Annotated in this window: 19 protein-coding genes; 10 read left to right on the top strand and 9 right to left on the bottom strand. The window is 46.3% G+C overall.

Features of this window, described 5'->3' with window-relative positions; all coding sequences use genetic code 11:
- Window positions 1-103 precede the first annotated feature (103 nt).
- The 3 genes from QUA78_RS06995 to QUA78_RS06985 all read left to right on the top strand — a co-directional run bounded on the left by QUA78_RS06995 (window position 104) and on the right by QUA78_RS06985 (window position 1106).
- Window positions 104-232 carry a BrnA antitoxin family protein gene (locus QUA78_RS06995; protein ID WP_333304350.1) on the top strand — a complete coding sequence of 43 codons (129 nt, stop codon included), beginning with the start codon at window positions 104-106 and terminating at the stop codon, window positions 230-232.
- A gap of 209 nt (window positions 233-441) precedes the next feature.
- On the top strand, window positions 442-654 hold the full coding sequence (locus tag QUA78_RS06990) for a hypothetical protein (protein WP_333304349.1): 213 nt from the start codon (window positions 442-444) through the stop codon (window positions 652-654).
- Window positions 655-671: 17 nt separating this feature from the next.
- The gene (locus tag QUA78_RS06985) at window positions 672-1106 is read left to right on the top strand and encodes a type II toxin-antitoxin system VapC family toxin (RefSeq protein ID WP_333304348.1); all 435 of its coding nucleotides are present in this window, start codon (window positions 672-674) and stop codon (window positions 1104-1106) included.
- A gap of 125 nt (window positions 1107-1231) precedes the next feature.
- On the opposite strand, the gene QUA78_RS06980 is transcribed toward QUA78_RS06985, so the two are convergent.
- Together QUA78_RS06980 and QUA78_RS06975 are read right to left on the bottom strand one after the other, a co-directional pair.
- Window positions 1232-2404, bottom strand: coding sequence for a TRC40/GET3/ArsA family transport-energizing ATPase (locus QUA78_RS06980; RefSeq protein WP_333304347.1), 1173 nt, complete (start codon window positions 2402-2404; stop codon window positions 1232-1234).
- Window positions 2405-2704: 300 nt separating this feature from the next.
- Window positions 2705-3097 carry a DUF2358 domain-containing protein gene (locus tag QUA78_RS06975; protein ID WP_333304346.1) on the bottom strand — a complete coding sequence of 131 codons (393 nt, stop codon included), beginning with the start codon at window positions 3095-3097 and terminating at the stop codon, window positions 2705-2707.
- A 201-nt stretch (window positions 3098-3298) separates the two neighbouring features.
- On the opposite strand from QUA78_RS06975, the gene QUA78_RS06970 reads away from it, so the two are divergent.
- Window positions 3299-3907, top strand: a complete 609-nt coding sequence (locus tag QUA78_RS06970) for a glutathione S-transferase N-terminal domain-containing protein (RefSeq protein WP_172188644.1) — start codon at window positions 3299-3301, stop codon at window positions 3905-3907.
- A 104-nt stretch (window positions 3908-4011) separates the two neighbouring features.
- Here QUA78_RS06970 and QUA78_RS06965 read toward each other — a convergent pair whose 3' ends face one another.
- The 3 genes from QUA78_RS06965 to ahcY all read right to left on the bottom strand — a co-directional run bounded on the left by QUA78_RS06965 (window position 4012) and on the right by ahcY (window position 7808).
- Entirely contained in the window at window positions 4012-5436 is a 1425-nt protein-coding gene (locus QUA78_RS06965) for an NADP-dependent isocitrate dehydrogenase (protein WP_333304345.1), read from the bottom strand.
- Between the two features lie 318 nt (window positions 5437-5754).
- Complete coding sequence (locus QUA78_RS06960; RefSeq protein WP_333304344.1) at window positions 5755-6369, bottom strand: DedA family protein; 615 nt, start codon at window positions 6367-6369, stop codon at window positions 5755-5757.
- A 161-nt stretch (window positions 6370-6530) separates the two neighbouring features.
- Window positions 6531-7808, bottom strand: a complete 1278-nt coding sequence (gene ahcY, locus QUA78_RS06955) for an adenosylhomocysteinase (RefSeq protein WP_333398692.1) — start codon at window positions 7806-7808, stop codon at window positions 6531-6533.
- Between the two features lie 273 nt (window positions 7809-8081).
- On the opposite strand from ahcY, the gene QUA78_RS06950 reads away from it, so the two are divergent.
- On the top strand, window positions 8082-8429 hold the full coding sequence (locus QUA78_RS06950; protein WP_333306613.1) for a mechanosensitive ion channel domain-containing protein: 348 nt from the start codon (window positions 8082-8084) through the stop codon (window positions 8427-8429).
- A gap of 11 nt (window positions 8430-8440) precedes the next feature.
- Window positions 8441-8656, top strand: a complete 216-nt coding sequence (locus QUA78_RS06945; protein WP_333306612.1) for a hypothetical protein — start codon at window positions 8441-8443, stop codon at window positions 8654-8656.
- Between the two features lie 314 nt (window positions 8657-8970).
- On the opposite strand, the gene QUA78_RS06940 is transcribed toward QUA78_RS06945, so the two are convergent.
- Both QUA78_RS06940 and QUA78_RS06935 read right to left on the bottom strand, forming a co-directional pair.
- The gene (locus QUA78_RS06940; RefSeq protein WP_333306610.1) at window positions 8971-9663 is read right to left on the bottom strand and encodes a PEP-CTERM sorting domain-containing protein; all 693 of its coding nucleotides are present in this window, start codon (window positions 9661-9663) and stop codon (window positions 8971-8973) included.
- Between the two features lie 625 nt (window positions 9664-10288).
- A complete protein-coding gene (locus QUA78_RS06935; protein WP_333306608.1) occupies window positions 10289-10888 on the bottom strand; it encodes a sulfite oxidase-like oxidoreductase in 600 nt (199 codons plus the stop codon).
- 308 nt (window positions 10889-11196) lie between these two features.
- Between QUA78_RS06935 and QUA78_RS06930 the strand changes: the two genes are divergently transcribed.
- A complete protein-coding gene (locus QUA78_RS06930) occupies window positions 11197-11430 on the top strand; it encodes a hypothetical protein (RefSeq protein ID WP_333306606.1) in 234 nt (77 codons plus the stop codon).
- Window positions 11431-11765: 335 nt separating this feature from the next.
- On the opposite strand, the gene QUA78_RS06925 is transcribed toward QUA78_RS06930, so the two are convergent.
- Window positions 11766-12461 (bottom strand): TrkA family potassium uptake protein, encoded by a 696-nt coding sequence (locus tag QUA78_RS06925; RefSeq protein ID WP_333306604.1) that lies wholly within the window; start codon window positions 12459-12461, stop codon window positions 11766-11768.
- A 140-nt stretch (window positions 12462-12601) separates the two neighbouring features.
- Window positions 12602-13936 (bottom strand): TrkH family potassium uptake protein, encoded by a 1335-nt coding sequence (locus QUA78_RS06920; protein ID WP_333398690.1) that lies wholly within the window; start codon window positions 13934-13936, stop codon window positions 12602-12604.
- Between the two features lie 215 nt (window positions 13937-14151).
- Between QUA78_RS06920 and QUA78_RS06915 the strand changes: the two genes are divergently transcribed.
- The 3 genes from QUA78_RS06915 (at window position 14152) to QUA78_RS06905 (ending at window position 26264) form a co-directional block, all read left to right on the top strand.
- Entirely contained in the window at window positions 14152-15105 is a 954-nt protein-coding gene (locus QUA78_RS06915; RefSeq protein ID WP_333398689.1) for a methyltransferase domain-containing protein, read from the top strand.
- A 36-nt stretch (window positions 15106-15141) separates the two neighbouring features.
- On the top strand, window positions 15142-16200 hold the full coding sequence (locus QUA78_RS06910; RefSeq protein ID WP_333304490.1) for a homogentisate phytyltransferase: 1059 nt from the start codon (window positions 15142-15144) through the stop codon (window positions 16198-16200).
- 131 nt (window positions 16201-16331) lie between these two features.
- On the top strand, window positions 16332-26264 hold the full coding sequence (locus tag QUA78_RS06905; protein ID WP_333398688.1) for a tetratricopeptide repeat protein: 9933 nt from the start codon (window positions 16332-16334) through the stop codon (window positions 26262-26264).
- The last annotated feature ends 43 nt before the right edge of the window (window positions 26265-26307 follow it).

Raw genomic sequence — 26307 nt, 5'->3', positions numbered from 1 at the left:
TGTCATAGTCGGTAAAAATTGAGCTAATTTCAGGAAATATTGAACGAACCGCAGAGGGCGCAGAGTGCGCAGAGGAGGAGAAATAAGAGGGAGGGGAATAGTAATGGAAGCAGAGTATGATTTTAGTCAGGGTAAGCCCGGGGCGATCGATCCAAAATTACCAGGGAAAACTCGCATCACAATCCGGTTAGATGATGAGGTTTTAGCATGGTTTCGCGATCGAGTTCATTGAGCAGATGGAGGGAACTACCAAACCTTAATTAATCAAGCGTTGCGTCAATATATCCAGCAGAGCTGCGAGCCTTTAGAAGAAACCTTACAGACATAAAACGGGAAGTGGAGCGAAGATGATCGGACATACTAAATTAAATAGATAGGCTTGTTGCGATCGCAGAGATATTGCTACAATAGTCATATAACTCTATCTTGCTAAAAATTTATATGATCTCCCAACAGATTGAGGACCAATCTCAACACCTAGAATCCCGAGTTGCAACTTTAGAAACAGAACTAGCACAAATGAAACAGATGTTATCTGTATTCGTTCAAAAAAAAACTCCTTGGTGGCTAAAAGTTGCGGGTAGTTTTGAAAACGATCCTACCTTTGACGAAGCAGTTCGCCTCGGACAAGAATGGCGTAAGTCTGCTGAATAGCTCAATACCTTCTTACGATGTATATTCTTGACACCGACCATCTCAGTTTCATCCAGCGCAATGGGCAAGAGGGAAAGCAAATTTTATCAAGGCTGGCAGCCATAGAAGAACTTGAAGTTGCAGTGACTGTAATTACCTACGAAGAACAAGTTAGAGGACGGCTCAATTTCCTATCCAAAGCAAGAACATTAGATGAACAAATCTTGGCTTATAAAGGATTACAGCAACTTGCACTCGACTATCAATCTATCGTGATTATTCCTTTTAACCGTGCGGCTGCTTTGGAGCATCAACGCCTACGAAGAGTGTATCCACGTCTAGGAAATATGGATCTGAAAATTGCCGCCATTACTCTAATTAACAACGCAACCTTACTCACCCGTAATAAGTCAGATTTTGGACAAGTCGTAGAGCTACGAATAGAAGACTGGTCAGCCGCTGATAATCAATGAGTTCATCAATTTGTCTGTATTACAGGACTTATACACGCAGGGTCAAAAACCCGGTTTCTGGGTCAATCTCTCAAGGGATAATCCAAGATTTTTCGGAGAAACCGGGTTTTTTTTGGTAAGTCCTGTTAAGCAAACTTAATTTTCAAATAATCATCCTCCATCTTCGCCCCCGACGGTTGCAGCGCCGCTAAAGCTTGGGGCAACACCAAATTACGGCGGTGATTCCCAATCCGAACATTCAACTCATCTCCCGTTTTGCTCAACTGGATCTGATCCTTAGCAATTCCGGGCAAATACAGTTCAAGACTATATTGATTGTTTTCCTGCACGATCTTAATCGTATTTTCTTTGTAATAAACTTGACTTGGGTCTTCGTCTTTGTAAAGCGTTTCTTTCAACCGTTCTAAAGCTGCCAAACCGCACATTTCTTCTGAATAAAGTGGCACCTCCTTAACTGGCAGCGGCATGAAATCTGAGTGAATTTCCTGACGGTACTGTTCCTGGCTTTCTTTCCACCGTTTGAAAAATGGGTCAGTTACTTCTGCGGGAATAATCCGGTTAGCTACTACTAAATCTGTGGCTACATTGTACAAACTCAAATAGGCATGAGCGCGCAGAGACTCTTTAATTACCATTTTTTCTGGATTGGTAACTAACCTTACCGAAGTGACAGTATTGTCAGTTAAAACCTTTTCCAAAGCTTCGATTTGTTCGTAAAATTCGTAAGGTGCATCCATCACCTCTTTGTCTGGTAAAGAAAAACCCGCAATTGGTCTAAAAATAGGTTCAACTAAAGGTCTAAGGGCGGCTGATATGCCTTGCAGCGGCTTGTAAAATTTTCTCATGTACCAGCCGCCAACTTCCGGCAAGCTTAGCAGTCTTAATGCTGTGCCAGTCGGAGCAGAATCGATAATTAAAACATCAAATTCGCCTTCGTCGTAATGCCGCTTCATTCGCACTAAACCGAAGATTTCATCCATTCCTGGCAAGATGGCTAATTCTTCAGCTTGCACCCCTTCGAGTCCCTGCGCTCGCAAGACTTGAGTAATGTAGCGCTTAACTGCTCCCCAATTGCCTTCTAATTCCCTGAGAGCGTCTAATTCTGCTCCCCACAAATTCGGTTTCACCAGCCGCGCATCGTGTCCGAGTTCCATGTCAAAGCTGTCGGCTAAGGAGTGAGCGGGATCTGTACTCAGCACTAGGGTTTTGTATCCCAATTCGGCACATCGCAGCCCAGTCGCAGCGGCTACGGAGGTTTTGCCGACGCCGCCTTTTCCGGTCATTAATATTAAGCGCATTGATTGTTTAGCTCGCCTGAAAATTCTTTACTTCTTTATTGTAACGTTCTGTAACAAAGATTAATTTAGTGGGGGAATTAATTTTGGCGACAAGCAGCAGCCGGACACAGCACATTTTCGGTCATTCACGAAATTGCTGCCATGTCAAGATCAGTTAAAATTATTTATCTCAGATATCAATTGCGACGCATAAAAATCCATCAGCGTTTATCTGTGTTTATCTGCTAATATCTGCGGTTAAAAAAGGGATCTCGCTCTTGAAACACTATTTTTTATTGCTAAAAAACCTAAGAAAAATTCTCAAACATTAGTTTTCCGAGCAAATACAAGTTGTTTGAGCACATCCAACCGCGAACAGTCCCAGTAATCGATGTGAGAAACAATTAAATCCTCACTGTTGACTTTAAGTTCGCTCCTACCGGCGATCGCCATTTTCGGTTTCCAAGGTAGCGGTGCGATCCAGCTCAGAGTCCAGCGAGTTTCGATAGTATCTCCCGACTGGGAAATGTTGTGCAAGTCGAGTTTAATTTGTTTAAAAACAGTCCCCATAAACCCGATCATTTTGCGGTAGCGTTCGACTCCTGTAAATCGATTCACTGGGTCTTCAAAATAAACATCTTTTGCGTATATGTTGTAACTCTGATTTTCGGGGAATCTTTGATAATCGTCTTTGAGAATTTCAATAATGTCCATTTTTCTTAATCTACCGTCACCAATCCAAAATCTTATTATAATATAATTGTTAGCAAAACCTTTCTTTAATTGTGGCTTCTGCCTTCTACGTTCTGCCTTAGGATGGCTCCCTCGCTCAAAAAGTGCGCAGTTTCTGTCCAAATTCTGATATTATGTCCGGTTATTTCCTTCCTGGCCAACTTTTAACTTAACAGCACAACTATGATCGACCTCTACACTTTTACCACACCGAACGGCCGCAAAGTCTCGATCATGCTCGAGGAAATAGGTTTACCCTACAGCGTGCACGTCATTGACATCACAAAAAACGACCAATTTAGCCCCGAGTTCATCGCCATCAACCCCAACAGCAAAATTCCGGCCATAGTCGATCGAGATAACGGCATCACCGTCTTCGAGTCCGGCGCTATTCTGATCTATCTTGCCGAAAAAAGTGGCAGATTTCTGCCCACCGACAAACAAAAATACTTTCAAGTTATGGAGTGGCTGATGTTTCAAATGGCCAGCGTCGGCCCGATGTTTGGTCAGCTCAACCACTTCAAACGCTTTGCACCCGAACAAATTCCCTATGCGATCGGGCGCTACGAAAAAGAAACATTGCGCCTCTACGGAGTATTAGACACTCAACTAGCAAAATACGAATACATCTGCGGCGACTATTCGATCGCCGACATTGCTACCTATCCCTGGGTTGCTATTTACGAATTTCAAGGATTAACCCTCGACAACCACCCCCACCTCAAACGTTGGGTAGAAACCGTGCAGAAGCGTCCCGCCGTTGAGCGCGGAATGGCTGTTCCATCATTATAAACCCATCTAAATTGTATTTTCGGGAGGGCGTCCCGCCCACCCCACAAAGCAAGTTTACTGGTTGTGGAACGGGCTTCTAGCCCGTTCAAAAAAAGCCCTAAAACTCAATCGGCGAAATGCTTAATAATCGCCTCAGCAAACTCCGAACACTTCAACTCAGGCACCGGCGGCTCCATCAACCTCGCCAAATCGTAAGTAACTTCACCGTTAGAAATTGCCGCTCCCAAACCCTTCTTAATCAAATCTGCGGCTTCTTGCCATCCCATGTATTCCAACATCATCACCCCGGACAAAATCAGGGAACCGGGATTGACTTTATCCAAACCGGCGTGTTTCGGTGCAGTGCCGTGAGTTGCCTCGAAAACAGCACATTCATCACCAATATTCGCGCCGGGCCCCATGCCCAATCCGCCGACAATTGCTGCCGCCGCATCCGACAAATAATCCCCGTTCAAATTCATGGTCGCCAAAATCGAATATTCGCCCGGTCGAGTTTGAATTTGTTGGAAAATACTGTCAGCAATTCGGTCGTTGACCATAATCTTTTCTTTCCACTGACCGCTGCCGTGACTGGTCCAAATTGCAAACAAAACGTCGGCAACTTCTTGACGAATTTTAGCTTGTTTTTCTGGAGTCAAAGCATCGTATCCCGGATCTATTAGGCGGGCATTGTCTTCCAAGCTAATGTCGGGATTTTGTTCTTTGTTGCCGAGAACCCAAGACTCTCTTTCAGTCACGCACTGAGCGCGATATTCGGTGGTTGCCAGTTCGTAACCCCAATCTCGGAAAGCTCCTTCGGTGTATTTCATGATGTTGCCTTTGTGCACCAAAGTCACTTGCTGCTTGTCTTTCGGCAACCGCAAAGCGTGGGCGATGGCGCGCCGCACTAAACGTTGAGAACCGCTTTTGCTAATTGGTTTAATTCCTATTCCTGAATCGAGGCGAATTTGTTTTTTGCCGTGTTCGGGTGTTGCCGGAATCAACTCATTATTGAGGAATTCAATCAATTTTTTGCCGATTTCGCTGCCTTTGGGCCATTCAATTCCCAGGTAAATATCTTCTGTATTTTCCCGGTAAATAATTACGTCTAGGAGTTCAGGAGTTTTGTGCAGCGATGGTGTTCCAGCATAATATTTGCAGGGTCGCACGCAGGCGTAAAGGTCAAAGATTTGTCGCAAAGCTACGTTGAGCGATCGAATGCCGCCCCCAATTGGGGTTGTCAGCGGCCCTTTGATGGCGACTCCGTACTCTTTGATGGCGTCTAAGGAATCCTGCGGCAAATATTGGTAAGTGCCGTAGACATCGCAAGCTTCGTCGCCTACATATATTTTGAACCAGTTAATTTGCCGCTTGCCGCCGTAAGCTGTTTCTACCGCAGCATCCATGACTTTCTGGGATGCTGGCCACAAGTCCACACCCGTACCGTCACCGCGAATGAAGGGAATAATCGGGTCATTGGGGACGATCGGCAAACCGTCTTTGAAAGTAATTTTAGAACCAGTTGTCGGGGCTACAATCTTTTCGTACATATCTTAACAGCGCGGATAGCAATGTTCCCTATTTTGCCACGATTATCTGCCTAAACCTCAACCACGCCTAAATATTTGTATAAATTTAAGTTGGATTTTTGGGCGATCGGCTGCCCGTCACTGTGATTTTTGAGCGAACGTAAATTTAAAAGTAACTTTTAAAAAGTAGCAAAGATAGCAGAATTTTCTATCAAATATGCCTCTATATGTTTCCGCGCTACGGTTGGGAAGATGCTGGAAGCTACTCAAAATGCTGATTAATTGTAGCGACCGCAGATAAACGCAAATAAACGCAGATTATTCTCACAAAATTTGCATTTATTTGCGATATTTTTCCTTCTGCATATTCTTTTTGACCACCCACAAAATAAACCAAATGACAATAATCACCACAACTATTTTGGAAACCGGACTCAGATAATCATCTACAAGTCCATAATTTTCCCCTAGTTTATATCCGGCAAAAGTCAGGAAACTCACCCACAAAAGAGTGCCGCCTGTTGAGTAGAGTAAAAAAGGAATTAAAGCCATATTGTTGATGCCAGCGGGCAGGGAAATCAGCGTCCGAACTCCCGGTACGAGGCGACACAAAAACACGGCTTTGTTGCCGTGTCTGTTAAACCATCTATTCGCTTTGTCAATATCCGCGCCCGATACAGTGATCCACTTGCCGTATTTGTCGGCTAAATTCCTCAAGCGTTCTTCGCTCAATAATTTACCGGCATAGTACCAAGGAAGCGCCCCCAGAACTGTACCAATTACCCCTGCGGCGATCGCCGGTGAAAACTCCATTCCGCCCTTGAATACCGTGAATCCTGCCAGCGGCATAATCAATTCTGAGGGTATGGGCGGGAAAAGATTTTCCAAAAACATCAACAGGCCAATTCCGAGATAACCCATCGACTGCATTGTGTTAGTTATCCATTCAACCATTTTGATTTAATAATTGGTAATAGGTATAGCAGAAGGAAGTTCGGCAACGGATTATGTAACGGATGTCAGGAAGACCGAATGCCGAAGTTGGAAGAAGGAAGTTCATGAAGTAGGGACACGGCAATGCCGTGTCCCTACGGTGGGGATAGATAGATCGATGATTAAGTGCCCGAAGTCCAAGAGTTAGTGTACTCAATTTGCTCGGCAGTCAAGGTATCAATGTGAATTCCCATTGCTTCCAATTTGAGACGGGCAATTTCTTTGTCAACTTCCACGGGGATTGAGTGAATACCAGGCTCTAGTTTGCCTTTGTTCGTAACCAGATATTCGCAGGCTAAAGCTTGGTTAGCAAAGCTCATATCCATCACGGCGCTGGGGTGTCCTTCCGCTGCTGCCAAGTTAATCAAACGACCTTCGCCCAAAACAATAACCGACTTGCCATTATTGAGGTGATATTCTTGAGTGAAAGACCGGACTGTTTTCACGTCGGTGCTTTTTGCGCCGAGGGATTTGAGGTCAATCTCAATGTCGAAGTGACCGGAATTGCAAACAATTGCGCCGTCTTTCATTGTCTCGAAATGTTCGGCACGAATGACGTGTTTGTTGCCCGTAACGGTAATGAATATATCTCCGACTGTTGCTGCTTCGTCCATCGGCATGACGCGGAAACCGTCCATCACTGCTTCGATCGCCCGAATCGGATCGATTTCGGTGACAATTACGTTAGCACCCATGCCGCGAGCGCGCAGTGCCGTGCCTTTGCCGCACCAACCGTAACCTGCAACTACAATATTTTTACCGGCTAACAAAATATTGGTAGCGCGGATAATGCCGTCTAGGGTAGATTGACCGGTACCGTAGCGGTTGTCGAAAAAGTGCTTGGTGTCGGCGTCGTTGACGTTCATTGCGGGGAAAGTCAGCACGCCGTCTTTCAACATTGCCCGCAGGCGCACGATGCCTGTGGTAGTTTCTTCGGTAGTTCCGATTAAGTCGGAAATTTGGTTCGGGCGGTGCTGGATCAGTGCCGCCACTACGTCGCTGCCGTCGTCGATGATAATATTGGGGCGGTGGTCTAGGGCTGTGTAGACGTGACGTTCGTAGGTAGCCGCGTCTTCTCCTTTGAAGGCGAAGACGGAAATGCCGTAGTCTTCAACTAAGCAAGCCGCTACGTCATCTTGAGTGCTCAAGGGGTTGCTGGCGATCAGTACGGCGTCGCCACCGCCGAGTTTGATGGCGATTGCCAAATGAGCGGTTTCTGTGGTTACGTGGCAGCAAGCAGCCAAGCGAATGCCAGCGAAAGGCTTTTCTTTAGCGAAGCGTTCTTGAATTTGCCGCAAAACGGGCATTTCCCGGCCGGCCCACTCGATGCGTTGCTTTCCCAAGGGGGCGAGGGACAAGTCTTTGACTTCGTGTTTAATCTTGACGGATGTAGCAACCATGTATGTTATTTCTGAGAAATCATCAAACTTTGTTAGTTTTAGCAGATTAAGCCATCGGCGGGCAAGTGCTGTGATTTTACTCGATCGGGGGCGGCGAGGCTAATCTTAAATTTTGATTGTGTTCGATCGATTAGCGAGCGAGTCTATGGAGTCACCCGCACAGCGAGAGTCAAACATTCCTGTCGGGCGATCGATCTCAATCTTTTGTGTTAGCCTGGCGTTCTTGAATTATTTGACACTCTCACTTGGGCTGCTGGAAGTTCGATCGCCTGCGTGATTGCGTTCCCGGCTTTGCATCCGGGAGATATTATCGGTTTGTTAGGACTGGGTTCAGTAGCTATTAGTTTCGCCTTCCAAGATATCTTCAAAAAATTTTTAGCGGGAATATTGCTGCTGTTGCACGAACCGTTTCAATTGGGCGATCAGATCATTTTAGAAGCCTTTGAAGGTACTGTTGAAAAGATTTCGATGCGTTTAACTCAAATTCTGACCGATCGGGGAGACCGAGTTATCAGGCCCAATGCGATCGTATTTACCAATTCTGTGGGGGTACTAACAGCCCTGCCACACAGGCGAACAGACCTGCCTTTAATTTTAGCCTGCGATACCGACCTTCCCTAGTAATTGAAACCTTGTTTAAAGCTATTTCCGAAGTCGAAGGCGTTTTGTCGCCACCAACTGCGGAAGTTGATAATTCAAGCCTTAACGATCGTTCTTTGCATCTTATTGTCGGCTATTGGACGCTGCCGGAACAAACACAGGTGGGAAGGACAAAAACCAGGGTTGCGGTGATGATTAAAGTAGCGTGCGTCCGGCCGACCTTAAAATCCCTAAACCCGTACCAGTGACTTTGTACGATCGAACATTTGACCGTGAGTGAGTTTTGAATTTTGAGTTGGGAGAGGGCGAGACAGGGAGAGTCGGAGAGTGGGAAAAATCCTCTTTCTCCCCTCGGACTTCTTCCCCCTTGACTTCTTCCCTCAACATCCATCCCTTAAATCCGTTAAATCCCGTACACTGGTTCGTTGCCGAACTTCCCTCTGACTTCTGGCTTCTGACTTTTCAAATCAAGCAAAAGGCGAGCCGATTTTCTATTAGCGCGCCTCCAAATTGTATTCTATTTTGCCAAACGAAATTGAGCAGATTGTTGCAGTTGAAAAAATCAGGAAGCCGTCTTGCTAGCGCGGCGGCGGCGGGCTGCAACCAAGCCACCCAAACCGAGAGCCAAACCAGTCATTGTCATTGGTTCGGGAACTGCTTCTGCGCTCACTGCGAAGTCTTGGAAGTCTGCGTCGTTGCTGTTACCGCGATCGTCGAAGGAGATTAGCGTGCCTCCATTAAACAGAGAACTTGTTCCGTTTGTGAATTGTCCGGCAGCTTGGAAGACGTTCGTTGTTTCTTTGTTGAGTGCGTTCCACAGTTCGGATTGCCCGCCAAACACGGCTAGCTGAGTGCCGGAGTTCAAGGCTGAGGTTGAGTAGACAATGCCATCGTCGCCGCTGTCGAGTCCCAAAGTATAAATTTGATTTGCCATGAATGTGAATGGTACTGAGGCAGGACCCTTGACTGTATCGCCCAGAGTTCCTTTCCATTCGTTATTCCACTCGTTGTCTGAGGATTTAGTTTCCGCAAACAGGGTGGCCACTTTAGAGATCGCCGAGCCATTCACAGCGTAGACTCCCAAAGCGGATTGGTACATACCGTGAGATTCTGCGAACTTAAAGTTGAGAGTTTGAGTCGTTTCGAATGAGATGCCGCTGCTACCAAAGGAGAATGCGTGAGCTGGAGCTGCGGCGCCCAACATAGCTGTGGCGGCTGCGGTAGCTGTTAGGGCGGATAATAGTTTGGTATTCATAATCTGTTCCTTTTTCGATAGGCTCTTAATAATTTCATTATCGGATACTTTTTTGTATTTTTGGCACTTTATGTAAATTTTGACATATTCTTTATCCAGCCTTTACACATCCTTCACAAATGCTGTCGATCGCATCGGCTTGCAGGGCGAGCGCTCCCTCAAAATACACACAAATAATTATACAAATTGTGGCTTTAAACCTTGCAGTCGCCGGCATGGGAGCGCCCAGCAGCCAAACTGATTTGGAGCGGGCTTATGCTCATTTTTTATTCTATTCTCAAGTCTAAATCCTCAATAGCAAACACTTAAGTATATATACGGTGATATTCTTGCCCACTGACAGGTAGAGAAGTTTTATATTAACCAGAAACTGGGAATATTTGTTTTTTGGGACTTGCGTATGAAAGTTAAAGTAGTTTATCGATCGGGTAAATTACGTACAAACTGCGATCTTTTGGTTTACGTCTTTTGGTTAAATTAAATAGATCCAGCGCCGCGATCCCTCCCAAAGATGCGATCGACGATATGCGATGGGATCAGATTGAAGCGGTAAAAGAGCGGATAGCCCCTTAACAAATACCGTATATAGAACTTCTGGGCAAGTCCTTGCTCCCGATCGACCGCATCAAAACAGACCGCTGTAGCGTTCCTCGGCCCAAGGTTCGCCCCGCTGGTGGTAGCCGTTGCGTTCCCAAAAACCGAGTTCTTCGGTTTCGGTAAACTCCAGGCCGTTAATCCATTTAGCGCTTTTCCAAGCGTACAAGTGCGGAACTACCAGCCGCATCGGGCCGCCGTGGTCTGGGGATAGAGGTTCGCCGAAGAGGGTGTGGGCGAAACAGTTTTCTTCTCTCCGTAAGTCGGCGATCGCAATGTTAGTGGTGTAGCCGCCGTAGCAGTGTTCCAGGACGTGCAGAGCTTTCGGATCGACTTCTATGTAGTTCATGAAATCTGTGACTTTGACTCCCGTCCACTGCACGTCCAGTTTTGACCACCGGGTGACGCAGTGAAAATCCGCAGTAAAGTTACTTTGGGGCATAGCCTGGAAGTCCGACCAAGTGAAGGTTTTTGGTTTTGCCAATCCCCAGACTTTAAATTCCCAACTCTCAATGCTGACGGAGGGTGTATCGCCGTAGGTCAGAACGGGAAAGCCGTTGGCGAGGTATTGACCCGGGGGGACGCGATCGCTGTTTTCTGATTCTGGCTTGCGAAAAAATTTGCCCAGCATTGATTCACGCTCTACAGTAACTGCCTGCAATCCTCACTATAACTTGCAGATATGGGCGCATCGCAATTAATCTCAAGGTAGAAAGCAAAAGCACTTCTGCCGAAATAAAAATTCCCAAATCCTGCCTGATGCCAACCTACTTCTGCCTTTAGAGAGATGCGAAGCTAAAAATTACAAAATATATCACCCCAGAGTATTAATTTCTTAATCTTAAATTATATCGCAATTAATGGTGCATTTCCGAATCTTTGATGTATTGTAAATATGCTGAGATGCCATATGTAAAAAAAATTGATGGGGTAAAAATCATGATCACAACTTGCTTGATTCCGTTGGCGGTCTGCTTTATTGCTTGGTTGGTGGCTGTGGGGACTGACAACAGAACGCTAGACGGAATTCCGGCTCCCATAGCTGCAATTATTGGAGTGTGTTCGTTAATTTGGTTTGTGGCAGTGTGTCCTTGGCCTGTTGAACTCGCTCTAGTCTTGGCGGTGGTGGTTTTGGGCAAAGCTTACCTGCAAAAAATCTTGAACGTTGGCTGAATTTTCAGGGCTAGCGCTTAAGAGAGTTGCGGGAGCGCGATCGGGTGCTGCTACCTTGTTGAAATTTTCGCAATTTGTCTGGCTATGTTCTCAGAGGGGGTCGCTAAAGCGGAAGCAACCCCAGCATTGATGAATTCAATTTAGATATTTCGGTTAAAAATTAGAACATAAAGATCGACAGAGAAACCCGGTTTATCTAAGATAAACCGGGTTTGTAGGAGGCTAAAATTTTCACAAATCCCGCAAGACTTGCTTAGGAATTAGGCACTCGGAACCGAAGAAACCGGGTTTCTGAGTCGAGGAGTGTTGCTGTAAGTGCGTAAAATGGCGAGCTGTTAAATTGGCAAGCGATTGATATCTTGATTAGAACCAACAACTACCATCGCATCGCCCTTTTTCAAGCGTTCGCTTGGCTGTGGATTAATCTCGAACTTGTCGGCGCGACCGACTGCTAATAAGTTCAAACCATACTTCCGCCGGAGATCCAATTCGGAGATGGTTTTACCGTCAAACTTTTCAGGAACAAGCACCTCAACGATGCTGTGATCTGGGTCGAGGTCAAACCGTTCTAAAATGCTGGGTTGTGTAAGAATCCGGGCCAAAGAGCAGCCCATTTCTCGTTCTGGAAAAACGACATGATCTGCGCCGACTTTTTTCAACAGTTTTAAGTGAGTTTCCGAAGAAGCTTTGGCTATTACGTGACTTACCCCGCCTTCCTTAAGATTTAGGGTGGTGGTAATGCTTTCTGCTAGGTAATTGCCGATCGCAACAATCACTGTTTCAAATTCAAATATACCGGCTTCCGCAAGAGCGCTAGGCTCAGTAGAATCTAACTGCACAACGTGAGCAGCAATACGATCGGTCAAAGCTTGAGTTACTTTTTTTTCATCGGTGTCAACTCCCAAGACTTCGTAACCCAAGCCGTGCAGAGTCGAACACACAGCTTTGCCGAAGCGTCCCAAACCAATAACTGCAAACTGCTTGTTTTCGGCGCGCAAAGTCCGAAAAAAATTTAAAGATGACAGGTTCACTGAATATCCAGCGCTGAGCGTCTTGCTGTTTAAATTTTAGCAGAGACAGCGCCGCCTCCTTTTGATTTTTGGGTAAGTAGTAAAAGTTGATTTGGGTTGTCACCCATTGTTTAGATTATCAGCAACGAGGCAGGATTTTTTTATCCAACTAACAAACTTTCCTCAGCATACTTAAAAGACCTGGGTTTGGGGTCGCCGAATGCAGCACTTATCAGCAGCAGCACCCCAACCCGACCTACGTACATTGTAGCAATCAAAATCAACTTACCGATCGCTGAAAGCGTGGGTGTAATCCCAGTAGAAAGACCGACCGTGGCAAAAGCAGAAACTGCTTCATACAGCGCTGCGATAAATTGTACTTGGGGATTGGTCAGCTCGATTAAAATTGCAGATGTGAACGCGACCAACAGGGAACCGAAAACTACGCTAATGCTTTTCAGAATCATTGCTGGCGGGATTTGACGCTGATAGCACTCCACATCTTCCTGGCCTTCGATAACTGCTGTGGTACAGCAAAACAATATCCTAAAAGTTGTGGTTTTGATTCCGCCGCCGGTGCTGCCAGGACTGGCGCCGATAAACATCAGCGCGATAGTCAGAAATAGCGAGGCTTCGGTCATTTTGCCAATGCTAATTGTATTGAACCCCGCCGTGCGGGGAGTAACAGATTGAAACCAAGCTGCCATCAGCTTTTGAGGAAAAGTTAGAGAGCCGAAAGTGTCTGGGTTGTCGTATTCCAGCACCAAAAAGGCTAGCGTTCCTAAAATTAAAAGGACAGCCGTTGTAGTGGTAACAACTTTGAAGTTCAGGGAAAAAACTGTGCAGATAGGGCTTTTGTTTAAGCGATCGCGCAGCCACAGGTACATTTCCATAATTACTTGATAGCCGATTCCCCCAAATATGATTAAACCGCTGACTGTGAAGTTAACCATAGGCGAACTGATGTAGCCGATCAAATTATCTGAATAGATGCTAAAACCCGCGTTGTTAAAGGAATTAACGCTGTGAAATATAGCAGACCACACGCCCTCTTTAAATCCGTATTGGGGGACGAAAACCGTCATCAGCAAAAACACTCCTGTTAATTCAAACAAAAGCGTTGTTGCTAGAATTGACTGCACGAGTTGTACTACGCCGGCTAGCCCGGATTTGTCGAGAGATTGTTGCAGGGCAATTTTGTCTTTCAAGCCAAAGCGGCGACCTAATAACAGCAGCAAGAAAGTCGTGGCTGTCATGTAGCCCAAGCCTCCTATTTGCACCAGTAAAACTAGGCACAGTTGCCCCCAAAAAGAGTAATATTTTCCGACATCCACAACCGACAAGCCCGTGACGCAGACAGCGGAAGTAGAGGTAAACAGTGCTGTTATTGGATCGCTCCAAGTTCCATCAATTGTGGAAAAGGGCATCATCAGTAATAGAGCACCTGCGAGGATGACAGCGAGAAAGCCCAAAGCAATGGTTCGCGAGACAGTCATTCGATTTTAGATTTTAGATTTTAGATTTTAGATTTTAGAGGGAACCCACAAATAGATTTTAGATTTTAGAGGGAACCCACAAATCGATCGTCCGGCTCGAAATAAGGACATCTCTGTCTGGCGAGTAGCTGCGGTCGATCGAACTAAATGGCCAAATTCGATGACAACATCGGGAAAATAACGGTAGAATTCCTTTAATAACTTGCAATCCGGCGATGACATCAACACTTTACCAGCAAATTCAGCAACTTTACGACGCTTCTAGCGGTTTGTGGGAGCAGGTGTGGGGCGAACATATGCACCACGGTTACTACGGCCCGGATGGCAATTTGAAAAAAGAGCGCCGACAGGCTCAGATAGATTTGATAGAAGAACTGCTGGGCTGGGCTGGAGTACCTTCAGAGAAGGCACTCTGTGAATCTTACCGCATTCTCGATGTCGGTTGCGGGATCGGCGGCAGCACGCTTTATTTGACCGAAAAGTTTAGTTCGATCGCTCAAAATAATTTAAAGTTGGATGGCAGGGTCGATCGAGATTTTAGCCGATCGCCCGAACCAAATAAAACGGGCGCTAGCGTTACAGCGACCGGGATTACTCTGAGTCCGGTACAGGCCGACAGAGCGACCGAACGCGCTAAAATTGCCGATGCTCAAAGCAATGTCAATTTTTTGGTAGCCGATGCTTTGAATATGCCTTTTTCTGACGAGTCATTCGACTTGGTTTGGTCGCTCGAAAGTGGCGAACATATGCCCGACAAAATTAAGTTTTTGCAGGAATGTTGCCGCGTGCTCAAGCCGGGAGGAACTTTGATTTTGGCGACTTGGTGTCACCGCCCGGTGGGAGAAACGGCGGGAGAATTAACTGATGAAGAGAGAAAGGAACTGGCAGAAATTTACCGGGTTTATGCTTTGCCTTATGTGATTTCTTTGCCGGAATACGAGGAAATTGTCCGCAGTTTGCCTTTGACAAGTATTCGCACCGCTGATTGGTCAAAAGCTGTTGCTCCTTTTTGGGATGTGGTGATCGATTCTGCTTTGACTCCGAGCGCGATTTGGGGCTTGCTAACGAGCGGTTGGACTACTATTCAAGCAGCACTTGCTCTCGGATTGATGAGCCGTGGATATCAGAGCGGATTGATTCGTTTCGGGCTGATTAGTGCTGTAAAATAACAAGCATATATCAGAGTAGTTTTGAGTTTTGAGTTGATGAGTAAGGTGCGTATTACGCACCCTACAGAATATTATTTGTTTGGCGTGGGTGTGAGATTTATGGGCAATGATTCGATTGGCAAGTCTTGGAGTGATAAAAATGGCTCGGCTCCGCAAAGCTGGGTGAGGGCATTTTGGGAGTTTTCTCGGCCGCACACAATTGTGGGTACTAGCTTGAGTGTATTGGCTTTGTACGCGATCGCCCAAAGCGCGCGGCTGTTGGTGAATCCTGTATTTTGGCCCCTAGCTTTTGCCTGGTTGGCTTGCATTTGCGGCAATATTTATATTGTGGGATTGAACCAGTTAGAAGATGTTGAAATTGATAAAATTAATAAGCCGTATTTGCCGATCGCCTCTGGAGTGTTTTCTCGGAAAACCGGGGAATTAATTGTAATTGTCACGGGAATTCTAGCAATTTTGACTGCTGTTTTACAAGGCCCGTTTTTGCTGGCTACCGTTGGCGTTAGTTTAGCGATCGGGACTGCTTATTCTCTGCCCCCAATTCGGCTGAAACGGTTTCCTTTTTGGGCGGCGCTGTGCATTTTTACGGTGCGGGGCGCGATCGTAAATTTAGGGTTATTTTTGCACTTTAATTGGGTGTTGGGTTTGGGAAGGGCGAAAAGCGTTTTTTCTGGCTGGAGTTTGAAGAGTGTGTCTTTTGCGATTCCTGCGGAAGTTTGGGTGCTGACGATTTTTGTCGTGGTGTTTACGTTTGCGATCGCCATTTTTAAAGATATCCCCGACATGGAAGGGGACAAGCAATATAATATTACTACGTTTACGATTGAGCTGGGCAAGCCGGCCGTCTTTAATTTATCTCGCTGGGTGTTGACGGTTTGTTATTTGGGCGCGACTTTGGCGGGAGCGATCGTATTGTCTAATGTTAATTTAGTGTTTCTGGCAGTTTCTCATTTGGCGGCTTTGGGTTTGATGTGGTTTTGGAGCGCGAAAGTTGATTTGGACGATCAAATAGAAATTGCTGCATTTTATCAGTTTATCTGGAAGTTGTTTTTCTTAGAATATCTGATTTTTCCCGCAGCTTGTTTGTTGGGGTAGAAGGGGAAGTTCGGCAACGGATTCGCTCGACGGATGTAACGGATGTAACGGATGTCAGGAAGAAGGAAGGGGGAAGAAGGAAGAAGGAAGTTCGGCAACGGATTATGTAACGGATGTAACGGATGTAACGGATGTCAGGAAGGGGGAAGAAGGAAGAAGGAAGGGGGAAGGAAGGAAGAAGGAAGAAGGAAGGAAGAGTTAACAAATTAGAACAAGTTGGCAATTACAAGTTAGCGAACTCCCAAACAACAAAGACAACTATGGCTTCTCAAAAAAAAATTCGGAAATCTGCCTGCAAACTGGGTGCCGAAGACTCTTTGAAATTAGCTTGGGAACATCACCAAGCGGGCCGTTTGTTAGAAGCTGAGAATTTGTACCTGCAAATAATACAAGTGCAGCCGGAATCAGCAAACGTGCTGTGCTTGTTGGGAATAGCGGCGAGACAGCAGGGAAAAATTGCCGAAGCGATCGACTTTTACGAACAGGCGATCGCCCAAAACCCCGATTTTGTAGAAGCACATTTAAATAAGGCTAATGTTTTGCTGGATGTAGGCGAGTATAAAAGGGCGATCGCCAGTTACGAGCAAGTCATCAAAATCGAGCCAAATTCCGCACTCGCCTACAAAAATTTGGGCTGGCTTAAACAGCAATTAGGCGAAATAGACGCAGCTATTTTATATTACCAAACAGCGCTACGACTCGACCCCAATCTGTACGAAACAGCGCACAATTTAGCACATTTATTTAAACAAAAAAATCACTTAAACGAGGCGATAGCTTATTACCTCCACGCTTTAAAAATAAATCCAAATTTGACATATTCTCTGATGGGGTTAGGAACAGTTCTGCAACAGCAGGGGAAATTAGCAGAAGCTTTCAACTGCTACCAGCAAGCTGTAATACTAGAGCCAAACAATCCCGAAGCTCACAACAATGTAGGAGCATTTTTCCACGAACAAGGCAATGCAAAAGCAGCAATATCCCACTACCGACAAGCATTAAACTTAAAGCCAGACTTCGTGGAGGCTATTAATAATCTCGGACACGCTTTGGTCGATTTAGGAGAGTTTCAAGAGGCTTTTTCTTGTCACAGTCGAGCCTTGGAATTGCAGCCAGACAATGCAACCGCACACCTGGAATTAGCTTTAACTTTGCTATTGTTCGGAGATTTTAAGCGCGGTTTTGCTGAATATGAGTGGCGGTGGCGCACTCCGCAACTATCACCCAGGCAATTTAAACAGCCGGTTTGGGATGGTTCGGATTTGCAGGGGAGAACTATTTTACTCCACGTCGAACAAGGCTTTGGCGATTCTATTCAGTTTATTCGCTACGCGCCTATTCTTCGCAGCCGAGGCGCTAAAGTTATGGTGGCTTGCTATCCAGAACTGATGCGGTTGTTTGCGACAGTTGCTGGTATTGAATATTTATCAGTTAGTCTGGAAGGTTTGCCAGAATTTGACGTTCACGCACCCCTGATGAGTTTGCCGCGAATTGTGGGGACAACTCTGGAAACAATACCGGCAAATGTTCCTTATTTAGCTCCGCCTGATGAGTGCAAGTTTGCGCTTTCTTCTGATGCAAAATTGAAGGTAGGGATTGTTTGGGCGGGGAGTCCGCAGCGCCGGAAAGACAATCAGCGTTCTTGCAGCTTGAGCGATTTTATTCGATTTTTGGAGGTTCCAGGAATTGCTTTTTATAGTTTACAAAAAAACTTGTCCCAGAGCGATCGCACTTTGTTGAACCAACACTTAGTGCCGGATTTAACTCCGCATTTGAACGACTTTGCTGATACCGCTTCGGCTATATCTCAACTGGATTTAGTCATTAGTGTCGATACGGCTGTGGCGCACTTAGCCGGTGCTTTAGGAAAACCGGTTTGGGTGCTGCTTTCTTTTGCTCCTGACTGGCGTTGGCTGCTGGATCGTGAAGACAATCCTTGGTATCCAACTGCGAGGCTTTTCCGCCAAAGTCAGCCGGAAAGTTGGCAAGAATTGTTTGAAGAAGTAAAGGCGGCTTTGAGTTTATTTGCGAGCGCCAATACTGCTAGTTATTCTGAGGATTCTGCCCAAGCTCAGCTTGACTTCGTTTCACTCGCAATGACTGCTAATAATAAGCCTGACCTCGATTCTGTGGCTCTCACAATGACAGGTGGAAGCGTGGTTCAAGAGAGTAAAAAAATATTTTTGATGGCGAGCGAAGTGTTAGCAGAAGGCTCCGCAGCTAAGCAATCGCAGGGGATTGAGACATCGGTGGCGATTGGAACGGCTGGCGATAATTTGGTTGTTTTAGAGGATTTATTGCGGCAAGCAGAGCATTTAATGGAAACAGGCGATAAAGAAGAGGCGATCGCCCTTTACGAACAAATTATATCTGTTGAGCCAAATTGCGTTCAAGCGCGGATTAATTTTGGTTTTCTCAAGCAAGAAAAGGGCGAATTAGACGCAGCTATCCCGCATTACCGAGAAGCTTTAGCCATCGATCCAAATATTCCTCAAACAGCTTACAACTTGGCAAAGATTTTTGAGGAGCAAGGTCAAGTGGGAGAGGCGATCGCACATTACGAACAAGCTCTTGTAGCTCAACCGGATTTCGTTCCCGCCCTGATTAATTTAGCGGTGGCGCTGCAAGAAAAAGGCGAACTTGTAAGAGCGATCGAGCTGTACCGGCGAGCGCTGGAAATTCATCCGCATAGCTGGGAAGCTTACAACAATCTGGCAACAGTGTTGCAAGAACAGGGCAATTTAGAAGATGCGCTGGAGTATTATCACAAAGCTCTAGAATTGCTGCCGGATTTTGTGGAAGCTATCAACAATTTAGGGAGGACGTTTCTGGAAAAAGGCGCGGTAGAAGATGCGATATCCTGCTACAGACGAGCGATTCATTTAAATCCAAATCATGCTAGCGCTCACCTGAATTTGTCCTTGGCTTTGCTGTTGGTGGGAGATTTGGAAAATGGTCTGGCAGAATACGAGTGGCGCTGGCAAATTAAAGAATTTCACACTGGTCACTCGTGTTTTTTGACTGGGCCGGAAAATACAGTTTCGGCGAGAGAATACCGGCCGCTGTGGGACGGTTCTGATTTGGTGGGAAAGACTATTTTGCTGCACGCCGAACAAGGTTTAGGCGATTCGCTTCAGTTTATTCGCTATGTTGCGATCGTCAAAAATAAAGGCGGTAGGGTCATTGTGGGCTGTTACCCGCAATTGCACCGTTTATTTGCAACGGTTGACGGCATTGATTTGCTAATAGTTAAAGGCGAGCCGCTGCCGGAATTTGACGTGCAAGCGCCGATGTTGAGTTTGCCGTATATTATCGGTACAAAGCTGCAAACAATACCAGCAAACACTGCTTATTTATCTCCGCCTGCGGGTGCTGAATTTACGCTTCTGCCCGATCGCAATTTGAAAGTTGGGATTGTCTGGGCGGGGAATCCAAAACACCGCAAAAACAAGCAGCGTTCGTGCAGTTTAAGTCAGTTTCTGCCACTTTTGGACGTTTCGGGGGTAAGTTTTTACAGCTTGCAGAAAGAGGTTTCCGAGGCCGATCGCACGCTGTTGAATCAAACGTCGATGGTAGATTTGAGCCCGCATTTTGGCGATTTAGCCGATACTGCTGCTGCGATCGCCAAATTGGATTTAGTCATTAGTGTCGATACCGCTGTCGCCCATTTGGCGGGCGCTTTGGGCAAACCAGTGTGGATTTTGCTGGCGTTTTCGCCGGATTGGCGGTGGCTGTTGCAACGCGAAGACAGTCCTTGGTATCCAAGCGCAAGGCTGTTTCGCCAGCATCAGCGGGGCGACTGGGAGGACGTTTTCGCTCGGGTGGCGGAAGCTTTAGGGGCGATTGCTGCGGCATTTGTACCGGCGGATTCGGCGGATGCAGAGTTTCGGTTGGGCGTGGATTTGCAGCAGCAAGCCGATTTTGGCGGTGCGATCGAATGTTATGAGCGGGCGATCGCGCTCGATCCTAATTACGCAGCCGCCTACAGCAATTTAGGCGTTGTCAAACAGCAAACTGGCAGCCTAACAGAGGCGATCGCGCACTACCGACAAGCCCTAGCAATCGACCGGAATTTGGCGGAAACTGCAAGCAATTTGGGCAGCGCGCTCGCGGAAGCAGGGGAGACTGAAGAGGCGATCGCAGAATACGAGCGGGCGCTTTCTTTGAACCCGAATTGCGCGGAAGCGCTGATTAATTTGGGCCTGTTGCGGGAAGAGCAAGGAGATGTTGCGGAAGCTGTAAGCTGCTACGAGCAAGCGATTCAAGTCAATCCTAATTGCGCGGTGGCTTATTTGAATTTGGGAATTGCTTTGGAGGGGCAAGGGGAGGAAGGGAAAGCGATCGCGAATTATGAACGGGCGATCGCGATCGAGCCAAATTATGTGGACGCCCTGCACCATTTAGCATACGCCTCGATCCGACAGGGCAAAATTCCAGATGCGATCGCATACCACGATCGAGCTCTGGCGCTGCAACCGGATTTGGCAGAAACCGATCTCGCTTTCGGGAGTTCGCTGTCAAGCCCAGATAAGTTGGATGAGGATCTAGCTGTTTGCCAGCAAGCGATTCAGGCATTGCCAGCCACTGCGCAGGCTCACTGCAATCTGGGAATTGTCCTGCAGAAACAGGGCAAAATTGAAGATGCGATCGCCTGCTATCAGCAAGCTTTGAGCCTGAAACCCGGCTTTCCAGAAGCTTTAAACAATCTCGGCAAAGCTTTTGAGGAAGCGGGAAAAATGGCAGAGGCGATCGATTGTTACCGTCGGGCGATCGAACTCAAACCCGGTTATCTCAATCCCCTCACCAGTTTGGCAAGTGCTTTGCACGATCGCGGACAATTTGCAGATGCTGTCACCTGCTACAGCCAAGCAGTAAAATTCAATGTTGCTAACCCCGAAGCTCACCTAAATTTAGGTTTAGCTTTGCTGCTGTCGGGAGACTTACAGCGCGGTTTTTGCGAGTACGAATGGCGACTCCTAGTTAAAGAAAAACAGTTCCAGCCCCAGAACTTTATTCAGCCGCTTTGGGATGGCAAAGATTTGCAGGGAAGAACTATTTTGCTTTGCCCCGAACAGGGTTTAGGGGATGCAATTCAGTTTATCCGCTACGCAGATTTAGTCAAGCAAAAAGGCGGTAGGGTAATTGTTTGGTGTTTGCCGCACTTGCAGCGCTTGTTTGCACAAGTTTCGGGAATCGATGGATTAATAGTTAATCCAGAGGATGCGCCGGATTTTCAAGTTCGCGCGCAGCTAATGAGTTTGCCTCAGCTTCTGGGAACAACTTTAGAAACTATACCGGCGAAAGTTCCTTATTTAGCTCCGCCGCCCGGTGAGGAATTTACTCTCAGTCCAACTGCTAATTTGAAAGTAGGGATTGTGTGGTCTGGAAATTCTCAATATTCCCAAAATAAGGTGCGATCGTTACCGCTGAATTTGTTAACCAAACTGTTAGATATTCCCGGAACCGATTTTTACAGCTTGCAAAAGGAAATGACAGCAGACGAGCGCGCTTTGTTAGAGCAAATGCCCGTCACAGATTTAAGCTCTTATTTGCACGACTTTGCCGATACTGCGGCGGCAATCTCGGCTCTGGATTTAGTGATTTCTGTAGATACTTGTGTGGCGCACTTGGCTGGTGCTTTGGGCAAACCAGTGTGGATTTTGCTGTGTTTTGTGCCGGATTGGCGGTGGATGTTGCAACGCGAAGATAGTCCTTGGTATCCAAGTGCAAGGCTGTTTCGCCAGTCAACAGCGGGAGATTGGGAAGGAGTTTTAGATCGGGCTGCTTTGGCGCTGAGAGAAAGAATTTGTCAGCATCTAGAAGATCTACCGCCAATAGAAACTCAGACCAATATTCAATTATATCAAAAACAGTTCAATCAGGGAAATTTTCTCAAGTCGCAAGGTAGATTTGCCGAGGCGATCGCTTATTTTAAAAATGCTTTAGTTTTGCAGCAGAATTCGATAGAAGCCGCCACTAATTTGGCAGTGACGCTGCACCAAACAGGCGATTTAGCCGAAGCTGCCACCTATTATCAGCGCGCGATCGAAATCGACCCTAACTGCGCTCAAGCGCAGAATAACTTGGGTATTTTGCTGCAAGATCGAGGTAATATAGCCGATGCTGTATCTTGCTTTCAAAAGGCGATCGCCCTGAATCCGATTTACGTTAAAGCTCTCAACAATCTCGGCGCGACACTCCAGCAGCAGGGCGAGTTACCGAGTGCGATCGCCTGTTTTCATCAAGCACTTTCTGTCAATTCCAATTACGTGCCAGTCCTGGTAAATTTGGGTGTGGCGCTGCAAGCAAAATGTCAGTTAGCCGAGGCAGAACGCCTTTACGAGCGTGCAATTGAAGCAGAACCGAACAATCCTAAAGGACACTATCACCTGGGAACTTTATGCTTGGGTGCGGGCAAAATAGAACAGGCAATTTTTAGCTTGGAACAAGCAATATCATTAGATCCAAGTTATGTAGAAGCATTCACTAATTTAGGCAGTGCTGTTGAACAATTAGGAGACGCTAATCGGGCTATTGCCTGTTATAAAAAAGCTCTCGAAATAGATGCCAACTGTATTAAGGCTCACTTCAATTTAAGCTTAGTATTGCTGTTGACTGGGGACTTACCGCGCGGTTTAGCAGAGTACGAGTGGCGCTGGCAAACAGAACAGGCGAAAAAATTGCCACGGTTGAATTTTGACCAACCGATTTGGGACGCTTCTGATTTGAACGGGCAAACTATTTTGCTCCGATCTGAACAAGGTTTGGGCGATGCGATTCAATTTGTGCGATACGCGGCAATTGTGCAGCAAAAAGGCGGCAAAGTAATCATTTCCTGCTATCAAGAACTGAAGCGTTTGTTTAAGCATATTCCTGGGATAGAACAAGTGGTGGTTCGGATGGATGAATTGCCGGATTTCCAAGTGCAAGCACCGCTGATGAGTTTGCCGCACCTTCTGGGAACAAATTTAGAAAATATACCGGCAAATGTTCCTTATTTAGCTGCGCCGCCGAATTGGCAATTTTCCTTAAATTCCGATCGCAATTTCAAAGTTGGGATTGTGTGGGCGGGCAGTTCGGAACATTTGAAGGATTTTCAGCGATCGAGCGACTTAAGCTATTTTCTGCAATTGTTAGATATTGCCGGTGTAAGTTTTTACAGTCTTCAGAAAGAAATATCGGCGGGCGATCGTACTTTGTTAACTCAAATTCCCGTGATAGATTTGAGCGACAATTTGAACGATTTTGCTGATACAGCAGCGGTGATATCGCAACTAGATTTAGTAATTTCCGTGGATACCGCTGTCGCGCACTTAGCCGGTGCTTTGGGTAAACCCGTATGGATTTTGCTGTGTTTTATGCCGGATTGGCGGTGGATGTTGGAACGCGAAGACAGCCCTTGGTATCCGACGGCGCGGCTGTTTCGGCAGCAAACACCGGGGGATTGGGTGGGAGTTTGCGATCGCATAAAAACAGCCTTAAAACACCTAATCTCTACTCGTTCCCAGGATCTTCCTGGGAACGCAGATTCCGAGACTTTGCCTCGATTTTCCTTATCGCCCGCACAGGTACAATTTCAAATAGCAAATGCCTTAAAAAAACAAGGTAAAAAAGCAGATGCAGCCGCTCGCTACGAACAAGTAATTGCCGCCTCACCCAGCCACGCAGAAGCCCACAGTTATTTAGGTGATATCAAACAGGAAAACGGGCAAATAGCCTCGGCTATTGCTCATTATCAAAAATCGCTAAAAATCAATCCCAACCAGGCTGAAACTAACTTATACTTGGGTTCCGCTCTCGAAGAGCAGGGACAAGTCGCAGAGGCGATCGACTTCTACAATCAAGCAATTCAACTAAGTCCCAACTCGCCAAATTGGCGCTTGAGACTAGCCTTAGCTTTGCTTTTAACTGGAAATTATGAGCGCGGTTTTGCGGAGTACGAATCGCGCTGGCAAACTCAAGAAATGGAACCCAGACATTTTGCCCAACCACTTTGGGACGGCTCTGATTTACAGGGAAAAACAATTTTATTGCACCCTGAACAAGGTTTTGGCGATACGATACAGTTTATCCGCTACGCACCTTTAGTTAAGCAAAAAGGTGGCAAAGTTGTTGTTGCTTGTCATCTGGTGCTGCAGCGTTTATTTGAAGGAATTTCAGAAGTCGATCGAGTAGTAGTGCGACAGAGCGATATGGTAGATTTTCAAGTGCAAGCCCCGCTGCTAAGTTTGCCGCGAATTCTGGGAACAACTTTGGAAAATATACCGGCGAATATTCCTTATTTAGCCCCGCCACAGGATTTTAAATTTTCTCTAAAACCGAACAATCAACTAAAAGTAGGTATTGTGTGGGCGGGCGGCCCGCTGCACCGCAACAATCATCAGCGATCGTGTAAATTGAGCGATTTTGTGAATTTTGTAGATGTTCCTGGAGTGAGTTTTTACAGTCTTCAGAAAGATTTGTCAGCGGTCGATATTACTTTATTAAATCAACAGCAAATTGAAGATTTGAGCGAACATTGCGTCGATTTTGCCGACACCGCAGCAATTATTGCGCAACTCGATTTAGTAATTTGCGTAGATACTTCTGTGGCCCACTTGGCCGGTGCTTTGGGCAAACCAGTCTGGGTTTTGCTGTCTTTTGTTCCCGATTGGCGGTGGATGCTGGAACGCGAAGATAGCCCTTGGTATCCCACTGTGCGTCTGTTTCGCCAGCAAAAAGCGGGTGATTGGGGTGGAGTTTGCGATCGTATAAAAGCAGCCTTGCTAGAGAGGGCGGGCACGGGGGCACCGCCCCTACAATCTACTCGTTATCAGGCTGAGCCTGGGAACGCAGATTCTGATGCTCAGTCTCAAATCCAACGCCCAGAAACTCCCCCACAAATTACCGGAATCGGCATTAGTTGGCCAGTCAGCATAACCAGCGGCTGGGGAATTTACGGCATGAATTTAACACTGCAACTGCTGCGAAATCCCGCCTGGGAAGTTGCACTTTTAGTACCGCCATCTATCACCTCAGAATCTATCAATCCGCTGCATAAATCCCTGTTATTACCGGTAGTAGAAAAGCAGAAAAATTTTCAGAAATTAGTAACCGCAAATTCAGACAAACAGATAACTTGCAACTTTCCCGTACTTTACGCTTTGGGGAATAATTTAGCATCCTCTGGAGTTGAGAATCAAATTACCAGCGCTTGTCAAATAGGAGTCATATTTTTTGAAGACACGCGAATCACAGCAGAAGCACTAGAAAAAGCCAAAAAATATAGCGCAATTGTCGTCGGTTCTAACTGGAATGCTGATGTTTTGAGAAGCTGCGGCTTGACTAATGTGGCGATGGTAAATCAAGGAATTGACCCCACAATTTTTCATCCTGCACCCAAATCTAATCTATTTGGCGATCGCTTCGTCATCTTCTCTGGTGGCAAACTGGAATATCGCAAAGGTCAAGATATTGTAATTGCCGCTTTCAAACGATTTTGCGCCAAACATCCAGAAGCTTTGTTACTAACAACATGGCACAACTTCTGGCCTCAGTATATGTTGGGAATCGAACAAACCGGAAACGTTGCGGGACTTCCCAATATCAACCGCGACGGAAGTTTAGGAATTTCCCAATGGTTAGCGGCTAACGGTTTGCCGGCTGACTCTTTTATCGACATCGGCTTAATTCCCAATCACCTCGCCGGACAAATTTTGCGAGAAGCCGACTGCGCTGTTTTTACCAACCGCTGCGAAGGAGGCACTAATTTAGTCGCGATGGAAAGTATGGCCTGCGGAATTCCGACTATTTTATCAGCAAATACTGGTCATTTAGACTTGATTTACCATAACATTTGCTATCCTTTATCGAATCAGGGACGAGTTAAACCGACTGCTCATTTTTCCGGTGTAGAAGGTTGGGGAGAGTCTGAGGTTGCAGAAGTTGTTGAGGCTTTGGAGCAAGTTTATACTAATCGCGAAGAGTCAAAAAGTCGCGGTTTAGCTGCGGCTAATTTTATGCTCAATTGGACTTGGGAAAAACAGGTTAAGCGCTTTCTTGATGTTATATCAAATTCGCTTTAACAATCATCTTTTTCCGGCGAATAGAATTCGCTACTACACAAAC

This window comes from Microcoleus sp. K4-B3, from assembly GCF_036704615.1.
In the GTDB taxonomy this organism is placed as follows: Bacteria; Cyanobacteriota; Cyanobacteriia; order Cyanobacteriales; family Microcoleaceae; genus Microcoleus.
This window is presented reverse-complemented; position numbering and strand designations above follow the sequence as displayed.